This window comes from Prevotella intermedia ATCC 25611 = DSM 20706 (assembly GCF_001953955.1).
Taxonomy (GTDB): Bacteria; Bacteroidota; Bacteroidia; order Bacteroidales; family Bacteroidaceae; genus Prevotella; species Prevotella intermedia.
This window is the reverse complement of sequence record NZ_CP019301.1, coordinates 586,031-611,364: the sequence shown is the minus strand read 5'-3', so window position 1 is coordinate 611,364 and position 25,334 is coordinate 586,031. Positions and strand designations below refer to the sequence as shown.

Here is a 25,334-nt window from a genome sequence, read left to right as displayed (position 1 = left end):
ATTTAGAAAAGAAATAAATGGAAGACTTAAAGCAACTCTTAGATTTTGGGGAATCATATCAGCAATTTGTTGCTTATCATTGTTTTGGTGATAAAGCCAAAGAAATACTAAGCAGTCTGCAACTGCCCTATAAAGATATATGTAATTGTAATGACGACTTACACTCCAAACAATGCTTAGCTATTTTTGTCTTCACTGACAATGCTGAAGTATATGTATCTGAAATAGACTCTTTTATTAAACAGTATAAAGGTATAGCTGGTAGCATTTTTATTCTAGACCTGCACTCTAGCATGCAGTATGATTTGTTCAAGGAAAGATGGGAATTCTATAATATTCTTACCTCACAAGATAGTACAGTACAAGATGACATTCTGCACTATCTGCTGTTTTTCCATCATTTCATAGAAACTGTTGGACTCATAGGTATGGATTTTAATGATTTTAGGAGGTTTGCTCGTACAGCAACATATATTACTTCGGGAACAGCCCTCTCGTTAGACCAGCCCATTTATCCTATATCCTATAGCAATAATAATATTCGAACTGTTATGCTCGGGCTGGAGTTGCAAAGCCTTGAAGCAGACAGGACAAAGGAGAATATGGATGTGTTAGCCTCTTTCTTTGAACAACTTCCAGATAATGTAGAAATCATTTGGCAAATTAGTCCTAAGTATGGTCATCCTCACACTGAATATATTGTAGGCTTCGATAAAGCTCCTGTATGGCATACCGATAACCCATAGCGCCCTAATATGACAATACTTCAAATCTCAGATACCCACAATCGACATCGGCTGCTGACCTATTTACCAACAGCTGATGTTTTGGTGCATTGTGGCGACTTTACTGATATGGGTACAGAAGGGGAGGCACTCAACTTCCTGAACTGGTTAATCGAACAACCCTACCGTCATAAGATTTTTGTCACAGGCAATCACGATCTATGTTTATGGGAAGCTGAAAACATAGAAGACTTGCCCAATAATATTCATTTCTTGCAAGACAGAGGCTGTGAAATCGAGGGTGTAAGATTCTTTGGTTTGGCATACAATCATCAAGAGAGCATCATACCGCATGGTGTAGACGTACTTATTACACACGAACCACCTGCGATGATACTGGACAAATCCAACGGAATACATTGGGGAAATCTATCTTTGAGAAATAAGGTGTTGGAAGTAAAACCCAAATTATATCTTTTTGGCCACGCCCATGACGCATACGGCACAAAGCAACAAGGAATGACTACCTTTTCAAATGGTGCCGTCCTTAACGACCATTATCAGTTGTGTAACGCTCCTTTGTTGCATAAGGTTTAACTGATAGTTAATGCGTATTCTAACAGTACTAAATATTTTTTTAAAACGTTTGCTATTTCTTCAAATGCATCTTTAGTTCTCTTTGTTTTTGCTTTATCTTATCCTGTTGTAGCGACAGCTCAGATTGTCGTTGCAGGGCTTGCTCATAATCGACTACCTTCTGTTGCATCTGCTGAATGGCTTTGGAATTGCGGTGCGTGATAAAGATGCTGTCAAGATGTGTAAAGTCTGAAGCGGTGGCTTTGCCTTGCATGCGCAGATAGCGATAGCGGAGGTCGTAATCGGAGGCTGTTTGTAGCTTGTTGGCTCCCATACCGAAGAACCAGCAACTCACCATGACCAACCCGCAAACCAATAAAAGTAGCATACGCTCGGCTAATTGCACGCTTGCAAAGAGCGAGTAGCTCTTATATTCTACAGGTTTTTGTTGCTCACGGATGAGCTGTTGCAAGGTTTCAAACTTCGGGGCAAGTTTCTTGTTTGATTGCGAGAGTGCCTCCAAAACAAAAAGTTGATGTTCTTTGATTTTGGTTCGAGTTTCTTTCGAGAGATGGATTTGCACAGCTTCATGCGTTTTAGCGCTATCTCCCTTTGGATTAGATAGTTGTTCTGCAATAGTAGTGCGCAGTTCTACTTGTGCCTTACTGATGACTTTGCATTCTTGTTTAAGTTCTTCGAGCATATCAAGAACAGGTGCTATTTCGTTATTCATACTGATATAAATTTGATGTGATTAAATTCTACGTTTGCGATTAGCTCTATTGCGAAGTTTCTTTTGAAATCGAAGTTCATCAACATCTACGCCATTACTTGGTGTTGGCATAGAAAACACTTCACTAATTGCTTCAGATAGGTCGGTAATAAAATTGCTTTCATCTACAGGATGTGCCATAGGCTCATTTTGTAGATTAATTTGCTCTTGTTTGTGAGAATTTCGTTCTATCTCTGCATTGAGGCGCAAGAAAGAGCAGGAACGGTCTATCTCTGAACCACAGAAGCAACAACCGTCTTTCTGAAAGATGACACCCTGAACAACATTGGTATTACCTTTTGTTTTAAAACGAGTGGTAATACCTTGTTGCTCTAATTCTGCAACAAAATCTTTCCAAGTCTGAGATTGAGGTAATACAGCCTTGATAGTATCGAATATCTCATACTGCAATTTATCTTCACCTCTCAATCGTGATCGGTTTACCTCTTGCTTTCCTTCGCCAATGGTTAGACCATAACGCTCAGTCAGTTCTCTACAAATCTTCGTTGAACGATACTTTTCGTTGTGGTCGCTGATGGTCTTACCATTGTTACCGATGCGATTGATGCAAATGTGCAAGTGCGGATGCTGGCGGTCACTGTGCCTTACAATAAGGTTCTGTGTGTCGCCATAGCCCATTTCATGAAGATATTCGTTGGCAATCTTCACCATTGTTGCATCTGTCAGTCGTTCTGAATCATGTGCCGAGAATGAGAGTATGGTATGACAAACAGGTTTATGTACATTCGGACGCATAGAGGCTTGCAAGTTGAAGTCGTGTGCAATGTCATTTGGTAAAGAACTGCGCACGCCATTAGCTTGTAAAACCTTGACTTGACCTTCACGCTTGCTAAGCATATAACTGACAACTCCGCTGAAGTTTGTTCCTTTAATAATCTTGGCTATCATGGCTTCAATCGTCTCATAAGTTCATGAATAAGTTGTTTCAGTGCATTCAATTCTTCATTGAGTGCAGAGATGCCGAAAGCATTGAGTCGATGGGCAATTTGGTTAAGATTGTTAGCCATGCCAGAAACTGTACGGATGAGTTGCATTTCCTCTGCCTTGATTCGGCTCTTTACTTCTGCATTTGTAATGAGCAGCCGTAAAAACTCTGTTCGAGGAATTGAGGCTTCACGTGCTTTTCCCAATAAGGTGTAGTACTCCATTGTATTAAGCCGAAGAAGCACTTGATATTTCCGTTTCTCTGATAATGTCTTGGTGGGTCGCCCACCTTTATTCTTCTGTTCCATTTTTTATTTTTTGATGAGACCAACGGGATTTTTACCTCCCAAAGGTGGGAGCAAGTAGGTTTTGAGATACTCAAAACACAAACTTGCTTCCCGGATAAACACTATCTTCTGATGCCACGCTTCGTAGTCGGTAACGAAGGTTGACTTTCTTGCACTTTGGACTGAAAAACAAGCCATTCGTTGAGGTCTTTGTGAGTTTGATAGCGAACAGATCCATCTATGACAGATGGGTAAAACTGCTTTAAAAATTCAAACGATTTTCGTCCTGCTTCATCATTGTCCAGAAAACTTTCAACTTGTTTGTAGCCTTTTATCTTCTCTTGAATGCGTGGCAAAAGAGCCAGAGAATTAAGAACTATGGTGTCGCAAGTTGAAGGAGGATTTAGCGTTTGCCACGAAAGAAAATCCATAAACCCTTCAAAGATTTGTAAAACGTCTGTGCCTTTACTAATAGTTGTAATCGCTTTTGGAGCAATGCAGCCTTTGAAATAAGGACTACGAATTTCCCATCCTCCAGCATCGTTTGCAAACCCAATGGCATAGTATGTCCGATTAGTATTATTGTAATGAACTTCAGAGCAGAATCTATTAGCGATACTGATAGGTATTCCTCGCTCTGCGATGTAACGTAACAAATGAGGATTGGTAAGTGATTGCACAGATATGATTTCTAATTTGTGCTTGGAGATTTTTCTTCCACCGCCAAAAGAAAAATCTTGTTGCACTATTTGTTTTGAACCGGTTAGAAATTCAATGGCTTCGTTCATGGTACAATGCTGTAAAGCACGCACAAGGTCAATAATATCTCCATGTTCGCCAGTTCCAAAGTCATACCATTGGTTGCGCTCTGTGTTAACCTTGAATGATGGTGTACTTTCTTTGCGCAGCGGAGAGCAGTACCAAAAGTGAATACCTTGTACTCGTGCAGGTGAATAACCCTGTTGCTGCAAATAATCTGTGATAGAGATTTGCTTGATATTTTGTATTTCCATTGTGATTTTGTTTTGAAGTTTGAAAAGAATAACTCTCAGCCTTTTTCTTTTGGAGACTGAAGGGTTTAGGATTGGTCGGACAGTCGTGCACTATAGGCACACCTTCACGTCCGACCAAGTTTGTTTCTCTTTGGTCGGATTAGTTCAGGTATATATAGCCTGTGTCCGACCGACCAATGGTTTTAGGGCAGATAATCTTTGTTGAGCCGATATTTTCCTCGTTCTTCCTTGACCACCATGCCTTTGTTGAGCAGAAATTGCAAGAGTTCTTTGAGTTTGGTTTGCCCATAGGATTGTCCAACTACCTTAGCATAAGCCTTTTGAAGTGCTGCGATGAGTTCGCCATATGGCAAGACTTCGCGCGAAGAGAAGGCTTGTGCCAATGCATTTCGATGCTCCGTGTCGCTTAGTTCGTGGTAGGAATATGGGTGGGACTTGCGCTCGTTGTCCGTGTAGGTAGAATCGATTTCGGGAACACACACCTCATCTTCCATTTCCTTGAGCCGAAAAGCGAATTTGTCAAAGGGTTTGGAACGAATGATGGAAGGTGCAACAATACTGCGTTCAGGCATAGTGTTGTCCTTTGTGATTTGAAGAACTGTTTCAGCCTTGTTGTTGAGTTCCGTACCAATATGTCCTCGTGCGTTGTCGTCGCCCTTGTTGAGGTGAAACACGGTCTGAATATGGATATTCTGTTCACTTGTCCACTGCATTAGATCACCTACCAACTTGGTTGCTTCCGTAGAGTTATTGATGTCGAGCATCAAATCACGAATACCATCAATGACTACCAAACCCACGTTGGGCGTATTGTAGATGGCATAGCGAATGATTTCTCTGCGTTCGTTAGGGTCAGCAATGGCCCTAAGATGACTGAACTTTAAATTCTGCGGTTCCTTGTCTATCGGTAGTTTTGCCAATTTCAAAATACGTTGCATCACAAGTTGACAATGATAAGGACTTTGTTCCGTGTCAAAGTAAAGTATAGTGCGTTTACTTTCAGGAAATGATGCCTGATATTCCAGCACCTGCCCATTGACAAGGGCTGCTGCAACGATGGCACTCACATTGAAAGTCTTCTTAGCTTTCGCCTTACCTGTCGATACACTGAAATTGCCCAACGTGCCGATGATGGCTTCGCCTGCTTGCAGCACAACGGGCGGAAGCGAGAACTCGTCCGTTACATGAATGAGCGACTTTCGCCAAATGTTTTCATAATCAGTTGTATTCATCATCGTCCTCCTGTCTTTCGTCCTGCCAGTTCGAGTGCAAGGTCTGCATCAACAATAATCTTACGACCGATTTGTGTAATGGCACGATTGATTTTACCACTCTGCTTTATGCGGTTAGCTGTAGGCAAACTACACCCGAAGAGGCGTGCAATGCCAGCCAACCCGTAAACATATCGCTTTTCTTCTTTGGAGGAAGAAGCCTTTGTTGATTCCCTGCTCGTGGATATATTACCGTGTTGTGCAAGGAAAAGTAATTCTTCACCAGTCATCTGCCAAACAGGCTTGTCCAGTAATTCGTTTATCGTCATAATCCAATTGTTTTGAAATGAATAACTCGCCCTTGCGCATAGGGCATTCAGTCAGGTCTGACGATGCAAAAGTAGAGGGCTTTTAATACTCTTCCAAGAGGCAGAGAGATAGCGGGAAGTATAAGGAAATGCGAGGATATCAGCGACTATCAAAAACGCTAAATATATATTCAAAAAGTGGAATGTGTTCGGATAAACGCACGTTGTTTTCAATCATCATTGATTGTTTAAGAGATTCCTTATGGCTTCCTCTCACTAAAAAATTATTTCCTGTAGCGTGAAAGTTCCGTTTTTCTTCGTTTTATTCATTATAAGTTCATATCTTTGTAACTAATATTGAGATATACAATTATCTAATGGGACAGAAGAAAGAGCATAGCAATAATATGAACTATATTTGGAAAGTTGCAATTTTGCAATTTTGCAGTGTAACTCAATGTTTATATAAAAGCTTTTGACAGCCGTTGAACTCACATCAACCAGTGGCTCTCCACCATAGCTCTACTATCGTTGTTTGCGGAATATTTTCTTTTATTTGCTATACATAAATAGGTGTTGCAAATGCTATGCTAAAAATACCAGAATTCATTTTTCAATGAGCAATACTGCTATTTTATCAACATAAACGCCATAAAAGACTATAAAAAAAGCGAACAAAGCAATTTGTTATTGCTGACAAAATCACTAAATTTGCACAAAACGCAATTAAAATTGCAAGTATAGGGCAATATAATACGCCTATCTGCATTATATAATTATATAGAATATAAGCATCAAATATAAGTAATCATGGATAAGAATTTCAACCGACTGAAAGTTGTTCTGGCAGAGAAAAAGAAAACCAACAAGTGGTTGGCAGAGCAATTAGGAAAAGACCCTGCAACAGTGAGCAAGTGGTGTACGAACATCGCACAGCCTGGGATTGAGACACTATATCAAATTGCGGAGTGCTTAGAAATTGACATAAGGGAGTTGCTTACTCCCACACGGGAAGAGAATATAGTAATCTACCGAAAGTAAATTTAACAACGTTTATGGTACAGGAATCCAATGCAGCAGCTTCTCAGAACGAGAGAGTACTGGCGGAGAAGGAGATGGTTTGTTCTTTGACAAATCGTGTGGTGAAGGCCACAGTGAAAGAAATGACCCTACAGTCTATGATTGCAATGATGACCGAAGAGTATGGCTTCGCTCTAGAGGATATGGAACGAGACTTCAAGGTTAAGTATGAAGACGCAAATGAAGATAAGTCAAAGACTCAGAAAGTTGATTTGGCAATCTTTAATGCTGGTCATGCTCATGACTCAGATGAACTTATCCGTTTCATTATTGTAGCTAAAGATGCCAAGGTGAAGCCTACCGACAAGAGAGCTGGCGTTGAAGCAACAACCGAAGGTATTCTCGGCTCTACCGATTGTGATTTTGCTTGCTGGACAAATGGCGAAGACCTCCAGTATGTGTATTCATACGAGGATGACTTTGGTCAGGTAACTTGCGAGGCTATTTCTGATTTCCCTGCAGAAGGACAGACTATTGAAGATCTCGAAGCTCAAGGTGAACGTGCCATGCCTCGTAAACCTGCCAACGAGTCTTTGGTAAAGACATTTAAGCGTTGCCATGATTACATTTATGGAAATGAGGGCATGAAGAAGACCGCTTTCTGGGAACTCCTCAACCTTATTTTCTGCAAGCTCTATGATGAAAAGCGTCGTTTCTCTGATGCCAAGCAAGGTATCAGTTATCGTCGCCGATTCTGGGTGGGTGTAAAAGAGCAAAACACAGAAAAAGGACAAGCTGCTGTTGCAGAACGCATCAAGGGACTTTTTGAAGACTTGAAGGAAAGCAATATATTCAAGGATGTGTTTGATGGCAATGAACAGATTATGCTATCTAACCGTGGACTTGCCTTTGTTGCAGCAGAACTTGCAAAATACTCTTTTCTTGATGCAACTGTCGATGTTAAGGGTACTGCATACGAGACAATTGTTAGTAACACCCTAAAGCAAGAGGCAGGTCAGTTCTTTACTCCACGTAATATTATCAAGTGCATGGTTGAGATGCTTGACCCAGACCAGAATTGTCGTGTGCTCGACCCTGCATGTGGTTCTGGAGGATTCCTCGTGATGGTGCTCGACCATGTACGCCGAAAAATAGCAAAGAACCTTTATCCTGACCTTGATGATGTGCGTCTTGAAGCAAGATACAACTCTCCAGAAGTTAATGATGCTGTTCGTGAGTATGCTGAAAAGATGATATTCGGTTTTGACTTCGACCCAGACTTGAAGAAAGCAGCACGAATGAATATGGTTATGGCAGGTGACGGTCATTCAAACATATATAATATCAATTCTTTGGACTACCCTTTTGGCAGCAAACCAGATGTTCCTCTTATTGCTAAAGCTGTAAATGAAAGTATAAAACATAGTGCAGACAAAGACTTTCATTTTGAAACAGCAGAGAATAACGCACAGGGTAAGTTCGATATGATTTTTACCAACCCACCATTTGGAGCAAAGGTAGAAGTTGACCAGGAGATAGCCGAAAGATATGAACTAAACAGCAAGGCTCCTGAAGTTTTATTTATTGAAGCTTGTTACTATTTCCTGAAGCCTGGTGGCAAGATGGCAATTGTACTTCCTGATGGTATTCTTGGCAACCCAAACACAGAAAGTGTACGTCTGTGGATCCTCCAGCGATTCAAACTGCTTGCAAGTGTTGATTTGCCTGTAGAAACATTCTTGCCACAAGTTGGAGTACAAGCTTCATTGCTATTCTTGCAAAAGAAGACCGACACAGAAAGGCTTATGTCTGTCGAGAATGAAGATTACGATGTATTCATGGCCATTGCAGAGCAAGTAGGAAAAGATCGTCGTGGCGTTCCTGTTTATGAAAAAGACAACTATGGTGCCGAGATTCTTTTTGAACATACTAAAAAGTGGCTCAGCATTGCAGAAAATGGACGAGAGATTGTAAAACAACGAAGAGAACGCATCAAGCATCTTGCAGACGACCTTCCAAAAATAGTTGAAGCGTATGCTAAATTTAAGAAGGATAATAGATGAAAAGCAGAATTGCAAATAGTAAGTACATCTTACAAGAGAAACGATTTGATGGCAGTTATCACAATGCCGATGTAAATGTGTATGATGCTGTGCTGAAAACACATTCAAGCCATTCATTGTCGTTTTATTGCTCAGAAATCTTTACTTCTGGCAGGAACAAACGTGAATATACAACAAAAGAATATGGATTCCCGTTTCTCAGTAATTCAGACGCATCGACATCAAACCCTTTTTTAACATGTAAGTACAATTCAAAGAAATATGGTTTCGACGAAAAAAGCCAGTTAAAAGGTGGAATGATTCTAACTGGGCGTGTAGGAGCTATAGGTCAAACATCGTTCGTGCCCAGTTATTGGGAAAAATATAAAACGATGGGGTCTGATAACATTATAAGAATTGTAGTTAAACCAGAATATAAAAATGGTTTCCTTTATGCATATTTGGCTTCAAGAATTGGGAACTTATCTTTTTTAAAACTGCTTACTGGCGGTGTCCAACCATTCATAACAGATAATATGGTTGGCGGGCTTCTAATTCCCGATTTTCCAGATTCGTTTCAAAAAGAAGTAGATGACTTGATACAAGAATCTGCAAAACTAAGAGAAGAAGCATCGGATATGCTTACTGGGGCAGAAAAACTATTGAAAAAAGCCGCAAATCTACGAGATTTGACTACGGAAGATTACGACTATTTCGGTCCAAGAGGCGCAGAACGCGAAGTATCTTGTTTTGTAAGAAACCGTAAGGATATTACAACAACCACTATAAACGCCTTTAATCTTTCAGAAAGAATAAGAAAAACTAAGGCTTCAATGCCTTGTGCGACAAAACCGCTCAAAGAAGTATTATTGGGTGGTGACACTTTCTCTACTGGTTCATTCCCACGTGTAGAAGTAAAGGAAGGTTATGGAATCATGCTCATCAACCAGAAAGATATCTTTGATACTATTATCAAAGGCAAATATATATCCAAACGAGGCGTGAAGACTGACAATATGGTTGAATATGGAGAAGTTCTTGTGGCAGGTGTAGGTACTTTAGGAGAGAATGAAACCTTTTGCAGAACCATCTTTGCGAATGAAGATTTGGTTGGCCAGCTTGTTTCTGGAGAGTTTATAAGGATGAAGGCAAGCAATGAAGTTCCATCAGGTTATCTATATACATGGCTTGAATCTGACTATGGTTTTAGGTTTCTTAGGAACATTCAAGCAGGAACAAAACTTTGTCGTCCTATTCCTCGATTGGTGTTGGAGATACCTGTGCCTATTATTGATTCAGACAAGATGAACGATATTGATAAATTGGTTAAGGAAGCACACACAAAACGCTACGAAGCCAATAACTATGAACGCAAAGCCATCCGTATGGTAGAGCAAGAAATCGAAAAGTGGAATAAATAATTAATATCACTTTTATGTCACAGTTAAGGAAAGAAAACATAGAATGTCCACACTGCCACCAAGAAGGCGAGTTTGATCTTTGGACATCGGTCAATGTGGACTTAGACCCAGAGCTCAGAGAAAAGATATTCTCTGACGAGTTGTTTATGTACCGCTGCCCTCACTGTGGTAAGGTGACAGGCATACCAGCTGGAACTCTTTATCATGATATGACACATGGGTTCATGATATTCTTCGACTTCTTTAAGCCTGAGGATTATGATTATGCACCAATGGAGATTCCAGAAGGTATTGGCTTGCAGAAAGAATACTTGTTCCGAGCTGTCTTCGGTTTACAACGATTCAAGGAGAAGATAGTTATACTGGAACACAGTCTGAACGATGTTGCCATTGAGCACCAGAAGTATATGATCAGTCATGTTATAATGCCTGAGATTGCAGAGAAAGGCTATGAGCTATTCTTTGCAAAGACTGAAGAGCCTAACGAAGAGTTTCCGTATGGCACAATCTATTTCTTTTATGATGACAAAGAGAAAGAGCAAACCATGCAGATTCGTTTCGCTATGGATAATTACTTTGAACACAAACTTGCCTGTGAACTTGATCCACGCATGAAAGCAGAAGGCTGCATGTGTGTGGATGCAGAGTGGATGGCAAAACAAATGAAGGAGGAATAGCTATGGCAAGAACAGAATACGATTACGACAGCAATGGACTTGCCAGAGTCTATGAAAACACCCAGTGGTTCCTGTTATACAAAAGTGGCAATCAAGTTGGTGAAAGATACTCTTACATTGAAGAATGGGGAGAAGGATTCTATAAGGCAGAACAAGGGATAAAGAAGAATATTCTTCGTCCTGATGGCAGCATTGTCCTAAAGGAATGGCACAATGATGTGTTTAAGGTTCAGAAAGGATTCTTCCTATTCAGCAACACCATTCGCAAGTCAAAGACAAACCCCAAGACAAGATACACTTATGGTGTAGCTCATGTCAATGGTGATGTCATATTTCCTATGATATTTGACAGAGCGAATTGGCTGGAGAAAGGAGATGGAATCTATGCAGAGATAGGAACTCAACCTTATATCATTACTCTCGACGGCAGCATCTATGATCCTGCTCGTGATCATCTGCCAAAGAAGGTAAACATAGACTATAAGGACATTTTTGAGGAATTTGCTCATTGGGTACTCCCTGGATTACAGTTTTTCTATAGAGACACGGATGCACCAGTGATAGTGGACACAACCTATCATGTAGGTGATGTGCTTCGTGCTGGATTCTTCGTCGATGTAACCACGAAATTACAGAAGCCAGCTCATAAAACACGTTTCCTTATTGCAAGCGCACATACTGCTATGATGTGTGAGATACCAGAATTGTGTCAACAAAACCCTAAAGTAAAGGAATGGAACCTCTGTACGCTCCATTTCAATAGTTATTTCAAGGTAATGGATGTCTATGAGAAAGAAGGCGTAACACAGGTATTTCTTCTACATATTCCCGGAGCAGCAGCATTCTTCCTTGGACATGACGAGACAGCCATTAACTTTATGAATGAAGCAACTGGTCAGGAAACTACTCTCATTGAGATGGCACGTAAGAGTCTTGATGAGATGATGAAGATGGAGGTTCATCCTCGTTCTCTTGATAAGGACTTCGTGGAGAGGATGCACCACCCTATTGGCTTGGACGAGGAGTATTATCCTGTTGATCCAAACATACAAGAGGAGCCAACTGAAGGGTCTGTTGCCGAACTTAGCAAAATGATTTATAAGTTGGCAAATGATGCAGACCTGAAAGACTTCATCAATGTAGAAGACAATTACCCATATAGAGGTGTTGAAGGTACCGTCTGCGAGGGATGTATCTATGATAATGGTATACAAGGCAAAGGAGAAGGATGTGGAAGACTCTTTATCAAGAGCTTCCGTGAGCGTTATCTGAAAGGTAGATGTGAATACAGAAAGACAGACATCGCTAAACCATCCTTCTTCGAAGAAATGGATCAGTACCACAAGAAGATGGAGAAAGAAAAAGTCGAAAAGGCTTGTGATACCTACGCTCTCAATAAGCTTAAAAAGTTTGTTGCAGAGAGACTTGATGGTGATATAAAGAAACTAAAAGACTTTGACTTTTACACTTTGAGGGAAGATACGGAGTTTGGTGACGAGCGTGTAAGCGTTGTCGGACTTGAAAGCATCCTTGTGAAATCAATTCTCACACTTGCTTTTGCTGATACTTATCCTGACTTCACCTATGAAAGCATGGATAAGCACAAATATAAGCCTGACACCATCAACATTACAAGCACCATCTTTGGTATTAACTTTGAGGATTACTACAAAGCTCTTGAAACATACGATGCTCCAGTGGAGTTGCGTGAAAGAGTTGTACGATTCGGCAAAAAGGTTCACACTATAGGTAACATTATGGTTCTTCCATCAGGTTTGAACCTAATGCGTAATACCAAGCCTCTTGGACGAGGTTATTGCGATGTGTTCCTTGTAGAGTTCTATAAGATGATGATTGGTGCAAAGAAGTGCAATATGAAGATGTTGGACGCACTCAATCTGAAGAAGAAAGAAGTAGCTGCATTCCGCACGGAAGAAAACTTCAATCATATTGTTCACGAATTGATGCTTGAAGACTTCCTCGATGAAGAAGGAAAACCAAAGCAGGTGTTCCAAGGTCTCTTTAGCTGGGAACCAGGAATATCCCGTGACACATTTATCAAAGCAGCCAACGAGTTCCTTGATTTTTGCGAGCCGTTTGTTGACAAGCGAGCAGACAGAATTATAGAAAAGTTGGAGAAAGTATTATCGAATAATCTTTAAACATGTATAATATATGGCACAAATAAGAAAACCCATACACGACGATGGTCCTGTAAATGCTGGAGAACAGCGTTTGTTGGACTACCTCGACTTAAAGTTGCCAAGTAACTACATTATTATTCCCAACCTTAATATTGCCATTACTGGCCAGAACCGAGTAATGAAATATTGGGAATATGACTGCATTGTTGTGGCACCTCATGCTGTTTATCACATTGAGAATAAGGATTGGGCTGGTAATCTCGAAGGAGATGACTGGGCTTGGTTCCGTAGTGGTCAAGAGGTTGCAAATCCTCATAAGACAGCAGGACTAAAGAGCCGTATTCTCGCCAGCAAGATAAAGAACCAACATCCAGATTGGCGTTTTGGCCAGATACTAACAGCTATTACTCTGAGCCATCCTCAGCAGTCAAAATTCGGATTAGACCCTACCTGTGATTGTTACAAGCAAACATTCACATTGGGAGAAGACTTGATTGATTTCCTTACTAAGCCAGAACTTGTTGGGCGTACTCCAGGAATGATTATGGATATTCAGTCACAACTTGTCGATTTGCTTTCTGGTCAGTCTGTTGAACGTAGAAGAGCTGAACGCAAGGAAATCTTCAATTATCTCATAGAAGAGGTTCTTCAAGAGACTGAGGAGTTCACGGAATACCTGTGTGTTCCTAAACTCATTGCAACAGCACGTTATAAAGTACGTGAATATCCTCTTGATGTAGCAGGTAAGAGTCCCGAAGAGCTGAAGAAACTGAGTTTGATGGTTCAGAATGCAAGCTTTGCCCAAGACAAGATAGGTGCATCTCCATTCATTGTCAAGACTGATTGCAGAATGAATGAAGAGCAGACTTACTATTATGAGATAAGCCGCTATCAGGACGAAAGTTCACTCAGAAGCAAACTCCGTCAGAAAACTTTCAAACAGACAGATAAAATCAGCATTATACTTGATGTTGCTAATGCGCTAAAAGCTGCGCATAAGGAACAGGTATATCATCGCGACGTGTGTCCTGAGAATATCTTTGTATATGAAGGAGGTAAAGCGGCATTGGCAAACTTTGGTATGGCATGGTTTGTCGAGCATTCTGACCTGAGCTTTACTGTAAAGAAAGATACTAATATCAACTCACCATATACAGCACCTGAATTCTTAGAAGGTGACGTATGTTCAGGAAGCGATATATTCGCACTTGGAGTAATCTTTTATGAATTGATGACTGGCAAACTACCTTTTGATAGTTGCCTCACATTTACTTCTGCATTAGGTGGATTGCTTACAGAAGACCTCATGCCAAGTAAGGTATCAAAAGATCTTCCAGAATGGATGGATGAAGTAGTCAAGCATACAATCGTAGCTGACCCATTCAAACGTTGGCAAGAGGCAGATGAATTTATAGAGTTCATCAATAATTCAATGGAAGAAGAGCAAAAGAAAACCATTGAAGCTCAAAATGCCAAAGCAGGAAACAACACCACAAGTCAGCCCAAGGATGCATATTTGAAAGACATGAAGCCTGGAGTTAAAGTAACTCCGTCTATGACCCTTCATGAAATTCTCGGACGAGGTGGATTTGGACGTGTGTTCAAGGTATGGCATGATATGCAGAAACAATTTCTTGCCATTAAAATCTTTGAACGCGACGCATCTGTTGACAATGCCATCAACGAGTTTGAGGCATTAAAATCGCTCCACCACCCCAACATTGTTGAGTTTAAATTTAACGACCGTACTCAACAAGGACTGTTCTACACATTGATGGAGCTGCTTGAAGGTGAAAACCTGCAAGATTATACAAGAGGTGACCTGCGTCTTCCTGTTGACGAGGTGTATAAGATGTCTACCCAAATTCTGAAAGCTTTACGCTATATGCAGGAAGAACAAAATCCTCCTGTATATCACAGAGATATTAAGCCAAGTAATATCATGTGGCATAAGCGTCAGATTTATAAGCTTATTGATTTCAACATTTCTACGACGACCGATGATAAGTCGTTTGGAGGAACATTCCCATATATGGCTCCAGACCTTGTTTTATCGGGAAATAAGATTGATTGGGATAAGTCTGCCGACACATTTGCAGTGGGTATCACAATCTATGAGCTGCTTGCTCATGCCTATCCATGGCCAGGAAGCAATATGCGTCCCAATATACATATGCAGCCTACAGACATTCGTAGCTACAACGACAAACTGACAAATGAGATTGCAGAGTTTATAATGAAGGCTATCATTACAGATAGACATAAGCGATTTACATCTGCCAAAGAAATGCTTGAAGCACTGGAGAAGATTGGTGTCAATGGTATATTGAAGGATACTTCAACTATCATAAATACTTCTACAGTCAATGCGAATCCAGTCGATTACATAAATTCTCTCTATAGTCAAAGTCGCCATGGTAATAGCGGCACACGAGCAGGAGCAAAGACTCATGCCTTTGATGATTTGACTTATACCAAGACAAAACTTGATAAGCAACTCATTCAAGACATCAAAAATTTGAAGTATAAACTGATTATCATTACAGGAAATGCTGGTGATGGTAAGACTGCATTTATCCATAGAATTGAAGATCAAGGTACAAATAAAGAATCATTTTCCACAAACAATGGTTCACAATTCTATATCAACGGAATACGTTTCGAATCTAATTATGATGGCTCACAGGATGAGGATGAAAAAGCTAATGATAAAGTGTTGGCTCAGTTCCTCTCTCCTTTCAACAATCTTAGTGACTACACTCAGGCACAGGAAGGTCGAGTTATTGCTATCAACGAAGGTCGTTTGGTTGATTTTCTCTCCACTCATGATGAGTTGAAAAAGCTCCGAGATAACATTGAAGACTATTTCTATCAGGAAGGTCATGCAGAACTCCTCCCAGGTCTGATGGTCATCAATCTTAACCTTCGTTCTGTTACTGCAAGAGACGGCAATTCTCCAAGTCTTCTTGCTCAGCAGGTGAAGAAATTGACTCGTCCAGAGTTATGGTCAAAGTGTGAGGGATGTCCTATTGCCGACCGTTGTTATATAAAATATAATGTAGATACCTTCCAAGACAGCAGTGCAGGAGATGAAGTTATCAATCGTCTCGAATGGCTTGTAAGAACTATTTTCTATAAACGTGAGCTCCATATCACCATGAGAGACTTGCGTTCTATGATTGCTTGGATGCTAACACGAGACTACTCTTGTGATGAGGTCAAGCAATTAGTGGAGTATGTTCAGACAGAACAGTTGCCTGAATACTATTGGCAGTACTACTACTTCAATTTAACTGCTCCAGTTGTATGGCCAGCAAAAGACTTCATGCTCCCATCACTTGATTCTAACGACCGCTTGGTTAAATTGCTAAGGGAAACAGACGTTGCTGGTGTTGCTTTACCAGCTTATGATCGTGACCTCTATTATACATCTAAGCGTCCAAATGACTATCTGATTTTTAGTGACCGCAAGCGCAGCCTATTGAATGACTTTAACGAAAACAATGTCATTATTCCTGCGTATGAGGTTAAATCTGATGTTATAAGAATGCAGGCAACAGGTCGCCATAAGAGTTATGTGCGTCATCAGTATTTTGAAGGAAAATTTAATTTCCGCAGACGTCTGCCATACCGCTATGCAAGTATGTTCGAGGAGCAACTTCGAGTTGAAGACGAAAGGGCTCTCAAAGAAACTATGCAAGATTTGGCTTGCGCCATCTCTGCAAGTGAAGGTTGCGACAATGCACGTTTGACAGAAGGTTATCTACTTTTGGCAAGTTCAAATGTAGGTGATCCTATTTCAAAGAGCTATCGTCGTTTCCCATTGGATGAATTTGAGCTATTCGTAAATAAGACAGAGCATCTGACTAAATATATCGAATACGAAAGCGATAGTCTTACTTTCCGTCATAAAACCGATAAGTTTATTCAGTTGACTGTCAGCCTTGACCTCTACGAAATGCTTCAATACATTCGTGCTGGTTTCAGTCCTTCTGTGAATGACCTACGAGGTCGATTCATTGAACTTCAGATTTTCAAGAACCTCTTAGAGGCCAAAACTTATACAGAGATTCTTGTTACGAAGAACAACAGGAAGTTCACTGTAATTCGTCTCGACGGCAAGAAACATATTGTAATTGAACCTCTTAACGCATAAGGAATACGATTATGATACTGAAATTAAAAAAAGGTACAGTTGCATTCTTGAATAAAGAATTGCTTTACGTTGACTTCAAGTCAGTAAGACTGGATCGTGTTCTTACTAACTTGTTTATTAAGATGTATGCTGATGGACAACCTGTCCAGCTGGCATTCAGAAAAGAATATACTATTGATACATTGAAGTCCAATCTCAATGCTCTTGAAGAACAAGGTGTAATCAATGGTGTTAAGGATAATCCTGACGGTGTAGAAGACTGGCTACGTAGTTCACTACTCGAATTGGTTAACCGTGGTAATGTTATTAAGGAACATGTATCAACCTTAAAGCCACTCCATCTATTGAGCTTCCGAGTACAGAACAGCAAGTACTGTCGTGACTATCGTGCTTCAGACCAATTATATCTCATGTTAAAGAGCAATCCTGAAGTTATGAAAGGATTGGTGAAGTATCTTAGCAAAGGTTGGGACAAAGCATCTGGCGAAATCAACACACTAGAGGAACTTGACGTAGATACCACAGGCATTCTACACATAACAAAGCCTCTCCGTGAACGCAAGAGTATGAATAAGGATGTCGATATTATCCCCAAGCCTCTTTTGGAGAAGCAAGCTGCATTGTTTACAGATGATATTCGTCGATTACTCATTTACAAAGAAAAACTCCCAAGGGCAGTTTTCATCGACTATCTGAGAATACTCTGTGGTCTTCATCTTGCACTCTATACAATGAAAGTTGTATATCTGTTGCCCAAGATGATTCATGCCGGTACTCGAAATGTTGTTGATGACTGGTCACTTGTAGTTGATTTGACAGATAATCTTGATAGTATTGTATCACAATTTGCTTGTAAAGACATCGAGCGAATGGAGAATAGCTATGGCAAATACATTCGTGCTACATACATGGTTGATATTATCCAGAAAAGAAAACGTTGCGATGTTGATGAAGCTTTCCGCATACTCAAAGAAGACAATAACAAGCAAGGAGAGTACTATGAGAAAGAGCTCAATGACATAGAAGATAGCCTTCCCAATAGCGATGAGAAGGAGTTTGATAAAAACGACTTCCATGAAATGTTAGAGTTCTTCCCAGAGAAAGACTATTTTGATATGTTTGTCCATGTGCTTGAAAAATCCAATTTGGGTGCAAGTCAGTACAAGTACATACATGACTTTGTCGATGCTGTCTGCATGAAGAACAGCTCTTCTATGTTACTGGCAGATAGCCGTTCTAAGCATCATCCTCGAAGAGGTGCATTAGGAAGCAAACTGCTTGAAACAATGGTACAGTTGCTAGTTCTCAAAGAGAAGAACAATGGCGGTTATGAAACTCGTTCTCTCTCTATAGATGAATTAGCTAAGGCTATTCGTGAGCGTTACGGCCTAATCATCAATGGTATTGGAGAAGATCGTTTTGCAGATGCTGATGTAGAAATGAATGCTGCATTCAGAGTTAACATGGATGCGTTCAAGAATAAACTTCGTCAGATTGGTTTTTATACAGATATGAGCGATGCTTGCATCCTCCAAAAGATTCGTCCACGTTATAAATTGGAAGACTAATGGAAAATATTAAAACTCTATATTACGAGCGTTTCATACAACATGTTGTAGAAGCGTATTCACCTAAGTTGAAGTCAGCAAAGCCAGGACATTGTATGAAGATCACTGGTCTGGCTATGAAGGAACTTCGTGTCTTACTTCCATTGCTTCGTCCTTTGAACAGTGGAATGGAAGTTTATATCCTGTCTGAAACAGAGAAAGGAGAAGAATTTATTCATGCTACTAAGCTTATTGAACTACGTAACAATCCAGATAAATCGGTACTTATCCTTGTTCCGTCAAACAGTCGCACATCAGCAGAAGACTCTTATGGTGATGCGACCTTCCAAAATCTGTCTGTAGCAGAACTCCAAGATTCCTTCGTGTGGAAACTCATTCATGAATTACCAGAAGAAAAGGAATATCTTTGGAAACAGATGACAGATCTTTTTGAGGAGATAAAGCCATCAAGAACTACGGTTATCAACTATCTTCTATATTTGGAGACTAAACAATATGCCGATGAAGCATGGGGTAATGGATTGTACCTTTTTGGTATGCTTCCTGATAAAGACCTCATTAAAAATGAAGGTTCAATCAGAAGACGTTTTATGCTCAATTTAGAGAAGGTTTCTTCTGTGATGGCAGACTTTTCTTTAACGGCTGCTGACAGAATCGTTAGTCTGCCTTTAGTTAGAAATACCGTCCAGAAAGACTTGATGGTATTCTTTACTACAACTGACAATATCGAAGATGCTGTATCTCTCTTTGAGAATATTCACGATAATCATCCTGAATTTAATTATGCTGTTCTGCCTTGGATAGACAAAGACAACGAAAGTAAACCTGTAAAGGTTATGGTTGACATCGTTCCTGGAAAAGATCCCAAAAAGGAACTTGTCCGTGATGCCGATACAGGTTCCTTGCTATTGGCTATTCCACAAGACAAAAAGGGAAAGGTTTCATTTACGATAACGACGGATCCATCTCCAAAAGATAATCCAGATATTTTCTCATTCGAAATAGCCCTTGTCAACATCGATGACTTCTCTGAAGTAGGTGTTGTAAAAAAAGCTAAGGTTGGAACTAACAAGCGTGCCTCTCGTAAACTTTCATTGAATATTGCATCTGGCATGTTTGAAGAAGGTGAATATATGCTTCGTGTCCGTGCTCTTGACGAGAACGGTATTGTTCTTGACACATTAAAAGAATTCAAGGAAGAACGAGTACAGGCTTCATGGCTTGATGCGAAGGAGCAGAATCCTAACCTTCAAATGGAACAGTACCGATTGGAGCAACACGTGGCATACTGCAATGAATCAGAAAGCTTTACGATTACCACTGAAGAGTATTCTGGAGAAGGCGAAGTTGACAAACGAGGTAAAGTTAACAGTCTAACTCAGGCAATTATTCATTATCGCAGTACACATCTGTCTAAAGAAGAAGATTTAGAACTTCCTGACGTTGGTACTGATAGAAGCATGTGGATTGAGGGCACATTGAACAATACATATCAATTTGACTTTGGTGCTGCATACGCTTATCAGATTCAGCTTCCTAAAAAATTGATACAATTAGAAACCACGTTTCTTAAGAATGATGATGAATTAGGTCATGTGGAGGCATTGCTAAGTGGTAATCTAACAGACGCAAAATTGCTTGATCCTACAGACACAGCAAAACAGTACCCGTTGTTTGTTGCTGCTAAGGGACTTAATATTCCTGATGAGTTGACTGCATTGCGCCAAGACTTATTTTCAATTATACGTGAGTCTGCTGAAAATGAAAGCGGTCTAATATGTACCACAGACTTTACTACAAATATTGGTCTAATCAAAGGCTATCTCGCAGAATATGACTCTTGGTTGAGAAATCTCCAAGAGACAGAATTAAGCGAAGAGCAGATTGTTTGCTTACAGAATCTTGATACTGTACTTTTGACTGTCGAAATGCCTGATGGTAGCAATGTCAAAGTAAAGCTCATTACCCCACTTCACCCACTTCGTCTGGCTTGGATGGTCAACTTATATGAGTTGTACCAAGATTGGGAAGAAAAGACTTTAGAATATCCTAAGTACCATAAGGCTTGGTATCGAAAGTTAGATAAACTTTTCATGGGATTATTGCCAATGGAGATTGCCCCTCTCGTACTTAGCGAAAGCTCTTTGCAAGAGGCATATCAGTATATTGGTGAAATCACATTCGGTTGGGGTGCATATGCACAACCATCTTACGGAAGAGAAGATGCTTTTGCTTCTGGCTACCGTCAGTTGAAGTCATATACTGCGATGTTACTTAATGTGGCTCGTGAAAAGCAGATTGATAGTGATGTGAGCAAAGATTTAGTTGTTCGTCATCTGTTCAATTACGGTTTGTCCCATCCATACACGGATAAACTTGTCATCAACCTCTTCAACGCCGGAGATGCAGCTGTTTTTGCTCAGGCTCTTATAGAGTTAGAGAAAATTGGGCTTGGTCTTGACCTAACATATGAAATCCGTTTGTTCTCGGATGACAATATGCTACAATCAGGCGAAGCATTCAAAGAGTTGCTTGATCCAGAAGGCTATGGTAGAACCGCTGCTGAAGCCGAAGTATTTTCACAAGCTTCCGCAAACAGATTGTTCCCCAAGTTACGCTTCTCTCTGAACAAAGTCAGTGACTTTATTGATGACCACGATAAGTACCAGGCACACCTTTCGTTCTTGGTTAATCCATTCGCTGTACATACAGAGTTGGTTCGCCCTGACGAATTAAGCCGTTCTTTCTACCTGAATGGAACAATATGCCGAGACGTGGTTAATGCGGCGAAGGAAGGAAAGTCATTCGTGTGGAACAGGTATTACTCGAATAAGATTCTGCCAAATCCTGTGTCAGAGTCAGCAAACATGGAAGTTAGCTTGTTTGCACGTTTGCAAGAGGCTACAGGAAAACTACTCTCTTCTACTCTTGAAGAGTCAGTTCCAGCTACAACACTTCGCCTGAAAGAAAATGATATGATGCTGTTGTTATTCGTTCATGATAGCAGTGACTGGGTTATCACTTTTGATAAAAATATGGGGCCTGAATTCTATGACCTACCATGTCTGGGTGAAAACGATATTCCTTACCTACTTGATTATGTTCCTGGTGAAGATGCAACAGGTGTTTCGTCGTATCTTACTACCAAACCAACAAGCGAGATTGGAGCATTGATGATTCCACTCTTTCATGAATATGGTATTAACCTTGAAAGATATGAGAATTTCAAGCAGATATTGGAAGATGTCCGTTCTGTAAGTAGTTCATTGATTATGCAGGTTAATGCAACCTCTCGTAAGGGATTTGAGGTCATTGGCACCACACTTTGTAAGCGATTCTTAGAGAAGAAAGGGATAACAAAAGAGTCATTCCTTATTCCTATTGACCTTCATAAAGAATTGTTTGCAGACCTAGAAAACGAAAACAAGGAACGTGCAGACAATCTCGTTGTTAAAATCGACTCTGCAAAGAAAGAAATTCTGTTTACAGTAGTTGAAATTAAATGCCGCAATGCACATTACAATGCAGAAGAGCTTCATGCTAAGATGGTTAATCAAATTGAAAATACAATCTTTGCACTACGCTCGCACTTTGAAATTGCAGTAGATGGCTATTATAGACTTGACAGAGAGCTCAAAGTATTGGAATTGAAATCATTCTTGGAGTTCTATATTCGTCGTGCTATGCGCTATGGACAACTTGACCCAGAGTTTGCGCATGAGTATTTAGTGTTCATGAGTAAGTTGGCAGATGGATATACCATCAGATTTAAGCAATTAGGGATTGTATTTGACTTTACTCAAATGGGACGTCAGAAGAAGCACTTCTATGGAGATGCACTCATTTACTCTATGGGAGAACCAGTTATTGGCGAAATCCTTAATACAGAAGGAACTCTAAACAGCCAGGTACTTGAAGCAATGGACAAGGAAATCGTGAATTTCTTTGAGCCAACCCTCACTCCAAGGAAAGACCCTGACGGGGAAATAGTTGCACCTGTACAACCTTTAGTTCCTTCAGATGAGCCAGAACAGGATTCTGATTACGAAGTAATAATTCCAAAGAAGTCAACAATTAAGACGAGAGCAGAGAATCCTATCTCAGACGTTCAAGACGAACCTATAACCCCATCCGTGGATCAACCTTCTGTATCATTTGAACCGCAGGAAGAGCCTGAGCATGTCGATGAAACTACTCATACCACTGAGTCTGTAACAAATCCATCGCAAGAGGTGCAAACACCTTCTGAGTCGGAACCAGTTTCAGAACCAGAACCTATTGATCTCAATTACGAGAAACCGTCTTGTGACGTTATTATAGGTAAAAATGGCGATAGTCCCCAGTTCGGTATCATCGGTAAGATGAATAGCAATGGGCGTGTAATTGGTCTTGACTTAAATGAATGCAATACAATCAGCTTGTTTGGCGTTCAAGGTGCTGGAAAAAGTTATACGATTGGTTCAATTACAGAAATGGTACTCCGCCAATTCTCTAAAGTGAACTTGTTACCTGCGCCAATGGCCAGTGTTATTTTCCATTATAGTGACAGCATGGATTATGCTCCAGAATTCACATCTATGGTATATCCTAATGATGAAGCTGGTCAATTAGCGAAGCTTAAAGCCGAATATGGAGCAGAACCAGGCAGTATCAAAGATGTTATTCTTCTTGCACCTGAAAGTCAGGTGGAAGCCAGAAAAGAAGAATATCCTGATATTGAAGTCCATCCAATAGGATTCGATTCATCAGAATTGGCCGTTCGTGATTGGATGTTCTTGCTTGGGGCAATGGGAAATGATTCCACCTACATTAAGGAACTAAAGCAGATTATGAAATCATGCCGAAACAATATGTCATTGCAAAACATCCGTGACGGTGTGGTAGACAATGGTCACATGAGTTCTTCTCAACGTTCAATGGCTGAACAGAAATTGGATTTTGCTGAGGAGTACATTACAGATGGCAACAAGCTTCAGCAGTACTTGAAACCCGGACGTTTGATAATTGTTGACCTTCGCGATGAGTTTATTGAAAAGGACGAAGCTCTTGGATTGTTTGTGGTAATGCTCAACATCTTTTCGAGTGTGATGAAAGTTGATGGCAGGGCATTTAATAAGTTCATTGTATTTGACGAGGCACATAAGTATATGAATAACAAGGAACTTGTTGGGTCTATCACTACTGCTATACGTGAAATGCGTCATAAAGGTGTTTCTATTATGATAGCGAGCCAAGACCCAATGAGCTTGCCAACGGAAATCATTGAGTTGAGCTCAATTGTCGTGATGCATCGCTTCAGTTCGCCAGCATGGGTAAAGCATGTGCAGAAAGCCATAACACCTTTGCAGACGTTGACTGCGACAGAAATGGCAGTTTTGGGCTCTGGGGAAGCATACTTGTGGGCAAACAAGTCTTCTGACAAGACAATTACTCAGCGTCCAATAAAAATAAGTATTCGCCCTCGTGTGACAAAGCATGGTGGTGACACTATTCAAGCAATTAAGTAAATGAAGGTTTTTGAATATACTAACAAAGGAACTCGGGATGAAAATCAAGACTATGTAGTTCACGGTTCTCTTCCCGATGGTTCGGGAATCTTTGTGGTTACAGATGGAATGGGTGGCTACTCAGAGGGGGCGACTGCTGCAAGGGTTGTCGGGGATGCTCTGTTGGACTTCATTGAATTAAATTTCAACCAATACTCGCCGACAGAACTCTTAAAAGAGGCCATTCCGTTTGCCAATGATGCCCTGATGCTGAAACGCATGGCTATGGCGGCGAAACAAATGGGATGCGTCGTTACTGTGCTGATTGTGTCAGGTGGCAATGCTTACCTTACGTGGTTGGGCGACAGCAGAATCTATATGTTTAGAGGGGGGCAGGAAGTATATCGGACAGAAGACCATTCTATTGTGAATGAATTGGCAAAGATTAAGACACTGAGTGCTACCAGTTATGAGAAATATGCTTGCATCGTTACTAAATCTATTATGGGTGACACCCTTGTAGATGCTGCCCCCATTAGAAAAATAGAGGTAGAAGATGGGGATGTCTTTATTCTTTGTACTGATGGATTCCACAAGGAAATAGAAATGGATAAAGCATTGAACTACGATGATAGTAAGAAAACTGAACTAGACACACTCGCAAATGGTATAAGTGATAACTATTCATTTGTCAAGGTAACTATTTGAAACTATGATAATAGTGACTTATATCCTACTAAAAAGAAACACCCATCTCACATTTTTTGGGTGTAATAAAGGGTGTAAATCACGTAACTCGTTGATTTACACCCTTATTTGCGGAGAGAGAGGTTTGTGAACCAAACTCTGCTAACTCGTTGTAATTAAATGTCCTATCAATTTTGACAAATCGGTAGTGTAGCATTTTTGTAGCAGTATTTTGACTGCTTAGTGACTACTATTCTGACTACCTTTTGAAAGCACAACAGCTCTCTTTTCTTGGG

General features: G+C 40.4%; 17 protein-coding genes. 11 read left to right on the top strand and 6 right to left on the bottom strand.

The window, feature by feature from the left end:
- The first annotated feature begins 17 nt into the window (after positions 1-17).
- Both BWX39_RS11270 and BWX39_RS11265 read left to right on the top strand, forming a co-directional pair.
- On the top strand, positions 18-746 hold the full coding sequence (locus BWX39_RS11270) for a hypothetical protein (protein ID WP_028905819.1): 729 nt from the start codon (positions 18-20) through the stop codon (positions 744-746).
- Positions 747-755: 9 nt separating this feature from the next.
- Positions 756-1,322 (top strand): metallophosphatase domain-containing protein, encoded by a 567-nt coding sequence (locus BWX39_RS11265; protein WP_028905818.1) that lies wholly within the window; start codon positions 756-758, stop codon positions 1,320-1,322.
- A 52-nt stretch (positions 1,323-1,374) separates the two neighbouring features.
- Here BWX39_RS11265 and BWX39_RS11260 read toward each other — a convergent pair whose 3' ends face one another.
- The 6 genes from BWX39_RS11260 to BWX39_RS11235 form a co-directional block, all read right to left on the bottom strand.
- A complete protein-coding gene (locus BWX39_RS11260; RefSeq protein WP_028905817.1) occupies positions 1,375-2,034 on the bottom strand; it encodes a hypothetical protein in 660 nt (219 codons plus the stop codon).
- A gap of 21 nt (positions 2,035-2,055) precedes the next feature.
- Complete coding sequence (locus BWX39_RS11255) at positions 2,056-2,982, bottom strand: relaxase/mobilization nuclease domain-containing protein (protein ID WP_028905816.1); 927 nt, start codon at positions 2,980-2,982, stop codon at positions 2,056-2,058.
- Positions 2,979-3,326, bottom strand: coding sequence for a plasmid mobilization protein (locus BWX39_RS11250; RefSeq protein WP_028905815.1), 348 nt, complete (start codon positions 3,324-3,326; stop codon positions 2,979-2,981). Before BWX39_RS11250 ends, BWX39_RS11255 begins: the two co-directional genes overlap by 4 nt.
- 101 nt (positions 3,327-3,427) lie before the next feature.
- Positions 3,428-4,318, bottom strand: a complete 891-nt coding sequence (locus tag BWX39_RS11245) for a CHC2 zinc finger domain-containing protein (RefSeq protein ID WP_028905814.1) — start codon at positions 4,316-4,318, stop codon at positions 3,428-3,430.
- Between the two features lie 182 nt (positions 4,319-4,500).
- Positions 4,501-5,553: an AAA family ATPase gene (locus BWX39_RS11240; protein WP_028905813.1), complete on the bottom strand. Its 1,053-nt coding sequence runs from the start codon at positions 5,551-5,553 to the stop codon at positions 4,501-4,503.
- Positions 5,550-5,858 carry a DUF3853 family protein gene (locus BWX39_RS11235; protein WP_004352487.1) on the bottom strand — a complete coding sequence of 103 codons (309 nt, stop codon included), beginning with the start codon at positions 5,856-5,858 and terminating at the stop codon, positions 5,550-5,552. Before BWX39_RS11235 ends, BWX39_RS11240 begins: the two co-directional genes overlap by 4 nt.
- A 789-nt stretch (positions 5,859-6,647) precedes the next feature.
- On the opposite strand from BWX39_RS11235, the gene BWX39_RS11230 reads away from it, so the two are divergent.
- The 9 genes from BWX39_RS11230 to BWX39_RS11190 are packed head-to-tail and all read left to right on the top strand — an operon-like array spanning position 6,648 to position 25,059.
- A complete protein-coding gene (locus BWX39_RS11230) occupies positions 6,648-6,878 on the top strand; it encodes a helix-turn-helix transcriptional regulator (RefSeq protein WP_019968994.1) in 231 nt (76 codons plus the stop codon).
- Positions 6,879-6,892: 14 nt separating this feature from the next.
- Positions 6,893-8,920, top strand: a complete 2,028-nt coding sequence (gene mads2, locus BWX39_RS11225) for a methylation-associated defense system DNA methyltransferase MAD2 (RefSeq protein WP_028905812.1) — start codon at positions 6,893-6,895, stop codon at positions 8,918-8,920.
- On the top strand, positions 8,917-10,320 hold the full coding sequence (mads5, locus tag BWX39_RS11220; RefSeq protein WP_028905811.1) for a methylation-associated defense system restriction endonuclease subunit S MAD5: 1,404 nt from the start codon (positions 8,917-8,919) through the stop codon (positions 10,318-10,320). Before mads2 ends, mads5 begins: the two co-directional genes overlap by 4 nt.
- A gap of 14 nt (positions 10,321-10,334) precedes the next feature.
- Entirely contained in the window at positions 10,335-10,997 is a 663-nt protein-coding gene (locus BWX39_RS11215) for a CpXC domain-containing protein (protein WP_028905810.1), read from the top strand.
- Between the two features lie 2 nt (positions 10,998-10,999).
- Entirely contained in the window at positions 11,000-13,159 is a 2,160-nt protein-coding gene (locus BWX39_RS11210) for a hypothetical protein (RefSeq protein ID WP_036860667.1), read from the top strand.
- Positions 13,160-13,172: 13 nt separating this feature from the next.
- Positions 13,173-17,297 carry a methylation-associated defense system protein kinase MAD6 gene (gene mads6 / locus BWX39_RS11205; protein ID WP_028905808.1) on the top strand — a complete coding sequence of 1,375 codons (4,125 nt, stop codon included), beginning with the start codon at positions 13,173-13,175 and terminating at the stop codon, positions 17,295-17,297.
- An 11-nt stretch (positions 17,298-17,308) separates the two neighbouring features.
- The gene (gene mads7 / locus BWX39_RS11200; protein WP_028905807.1) at positions 17,309-18,865 is read left to right on the top strand and encodes a methylation-associated defense system protein MAD7; all 1,557 of its coding nucleotides are present in this window, start codon (positions 17,309-17,311) and stop codon (positions 18,863-18,865) included.
- The gene (gene mads8 / locus BWX39_RS11195; RefSeq protein ID WP_028905806.1) at positions 18,865-24,372 is read left to right on the top strand and encodes a methylation-associated defense system ATP-binding protein MAD8; all 5,508 of its coding nucleotides are present in this window, start codon (positions 18,865-18,867) and stop codon (positions 24,370-24,372) included. Before mads7 ends, mads8 begins: the two co-directional genes overlap by 1 nt.
- The gene (locus tag BWX39_RS11190; protein ID WP_019968986.1) at positions 24,373-25,059 is read left to right on the top strand and encodes a PP2C family protein-serine/threonine phosphatase; all 687 of its coding nucleotides are present in this window, start codon (positions 24,373-24,375) and stop codon (positions 25,057-25,059) included.
- The last annotated feature ends 275 nt before the right edge of the window (positions 25,060-25,334 follow it).

What these genes read in the sequence shown, in the direction of transcription:
- BWX39_RS11270 (WP_028905819.1), top strand. Translation starts at nt 18, where the DNA reads ATGGAAGACTTAAAGCAACTCTTAGATTTTGGGGAATCATATCAGCAA.
- BWX39_RS11265 (WP_028905818.1), top strand. Translation starts at nt 756, where the DNA reads ATGACAATACTTCAAATCTCAGATACCCACAATCGACATCGGCTGCTG.
- BWX39_RS11260 (WP_028905817.1), bottom strand. Translation starts at nt 2,034, where the DNA reads ATGAATAACGAAATAGCACCTGTTCTTGATATGCTCGAAGAACTTAAA.
- BWX39_RS11255 (WP_028905816.1), bottom strand. Translation starts at nt 2,982, where the DNA reads ATGATAGCCAAGATTATTAAAGGAACAAACTTCAGCGGAGTTGTCAGT.
- BWX39_RS11250 (WP_028905815.1), bottom strand. Translation starts at nt 3,326, where the DNA reads ATGGAACAGAAGAATAAAGGTGGGCGACCCACCAAGACATTATCAGAG.
- BWX39_RS11245 (WP_028905814.1), bottom strand. Translation starts at nt 4,318, where the DNA reads ATGGAAATACAAAATATCAAGCAAATCTCTATCACAGATTATTTGCAG.
- BWX39_RS11240 (WP_028905813.1), bottom strand. Translation starts at nt 5,553, where the DNA reads ATGATGAATACAACTGATTATGAAAACATTTGGCGAAAGTCGCTCATT.
- BWX39_RS11235 (WP_004352487.1), bottom strand. Translation starts at nt 5,858, where the DNA reads ATGACGATAAACGAATTACTGGACAAGCCTGTTTGGCAGATGACTGGT.
- BWX39_RS11230 (WP_019968994.1), top strand. Translation starts at nt 6,648, where the DNA reads ATGGATAAGAATTTCAACCGACTGAAAGTTGTTCTGGCAGAGAAAAAG.
- mads2 (WP_028905812.1), top strand. Translation starts at nt 6,893, where the DNA reads ATGGTACAGGAATCCAATGCAGCAGCTTCTCAGAACGAGAGAGTACTG.
- mads5 (WP_028905811.1), top strand. Translation starts at nt 8,917, where the DNA reads ATGAAAAGCAGAATTGCAAATAGTAAGTACATCTTACAAGAGAAACGA.
- BWX39_RS11215 (WP_028905810.1), top strand. Translation starts at nt 10,335, where the DNA reads ATGTCACAGTTAAGGAAAGAAAACATAGAATGTCCACACTGCCACCAA.
- BWX39_RS11210 (WP_036860667.1), top strand. Translation starts at nt 11,000, where the DNA reads ATGGCAAGAACAGAATACGATTACGACAGCAATGGACTTGCCAGAGTC.
- mads6 (WP_028905808.1), top strand. Translation starts at nt 13,173, where the DNA reads ATGGCACAAATAAGAAAACCCATACACGACGATGGTCCTGTAAATGCT.
- mads7 (WP_028905807.1), top strand. Translation starts at nt 17,309, where the DNA reads ATGATACTGAAATTAAAAAAAGGTACAGTTGCATTCTTGAATAAAGAA.
- mads8 (WP_028905806.1), top strand. Translation starts at nt 18,865, where the DNA reads ATGGAAAATATTAAAACTCTATATTACGAGCGTTTCATACAACATGTT.
- BWX39_RS11190 (WP_019968986.1), top strand. Translation starts at nt 24,373, where the DNA reads ATGAAGGTTTTTGAATATACTAACAAAGGAACTCGGGATGAAAATCAA.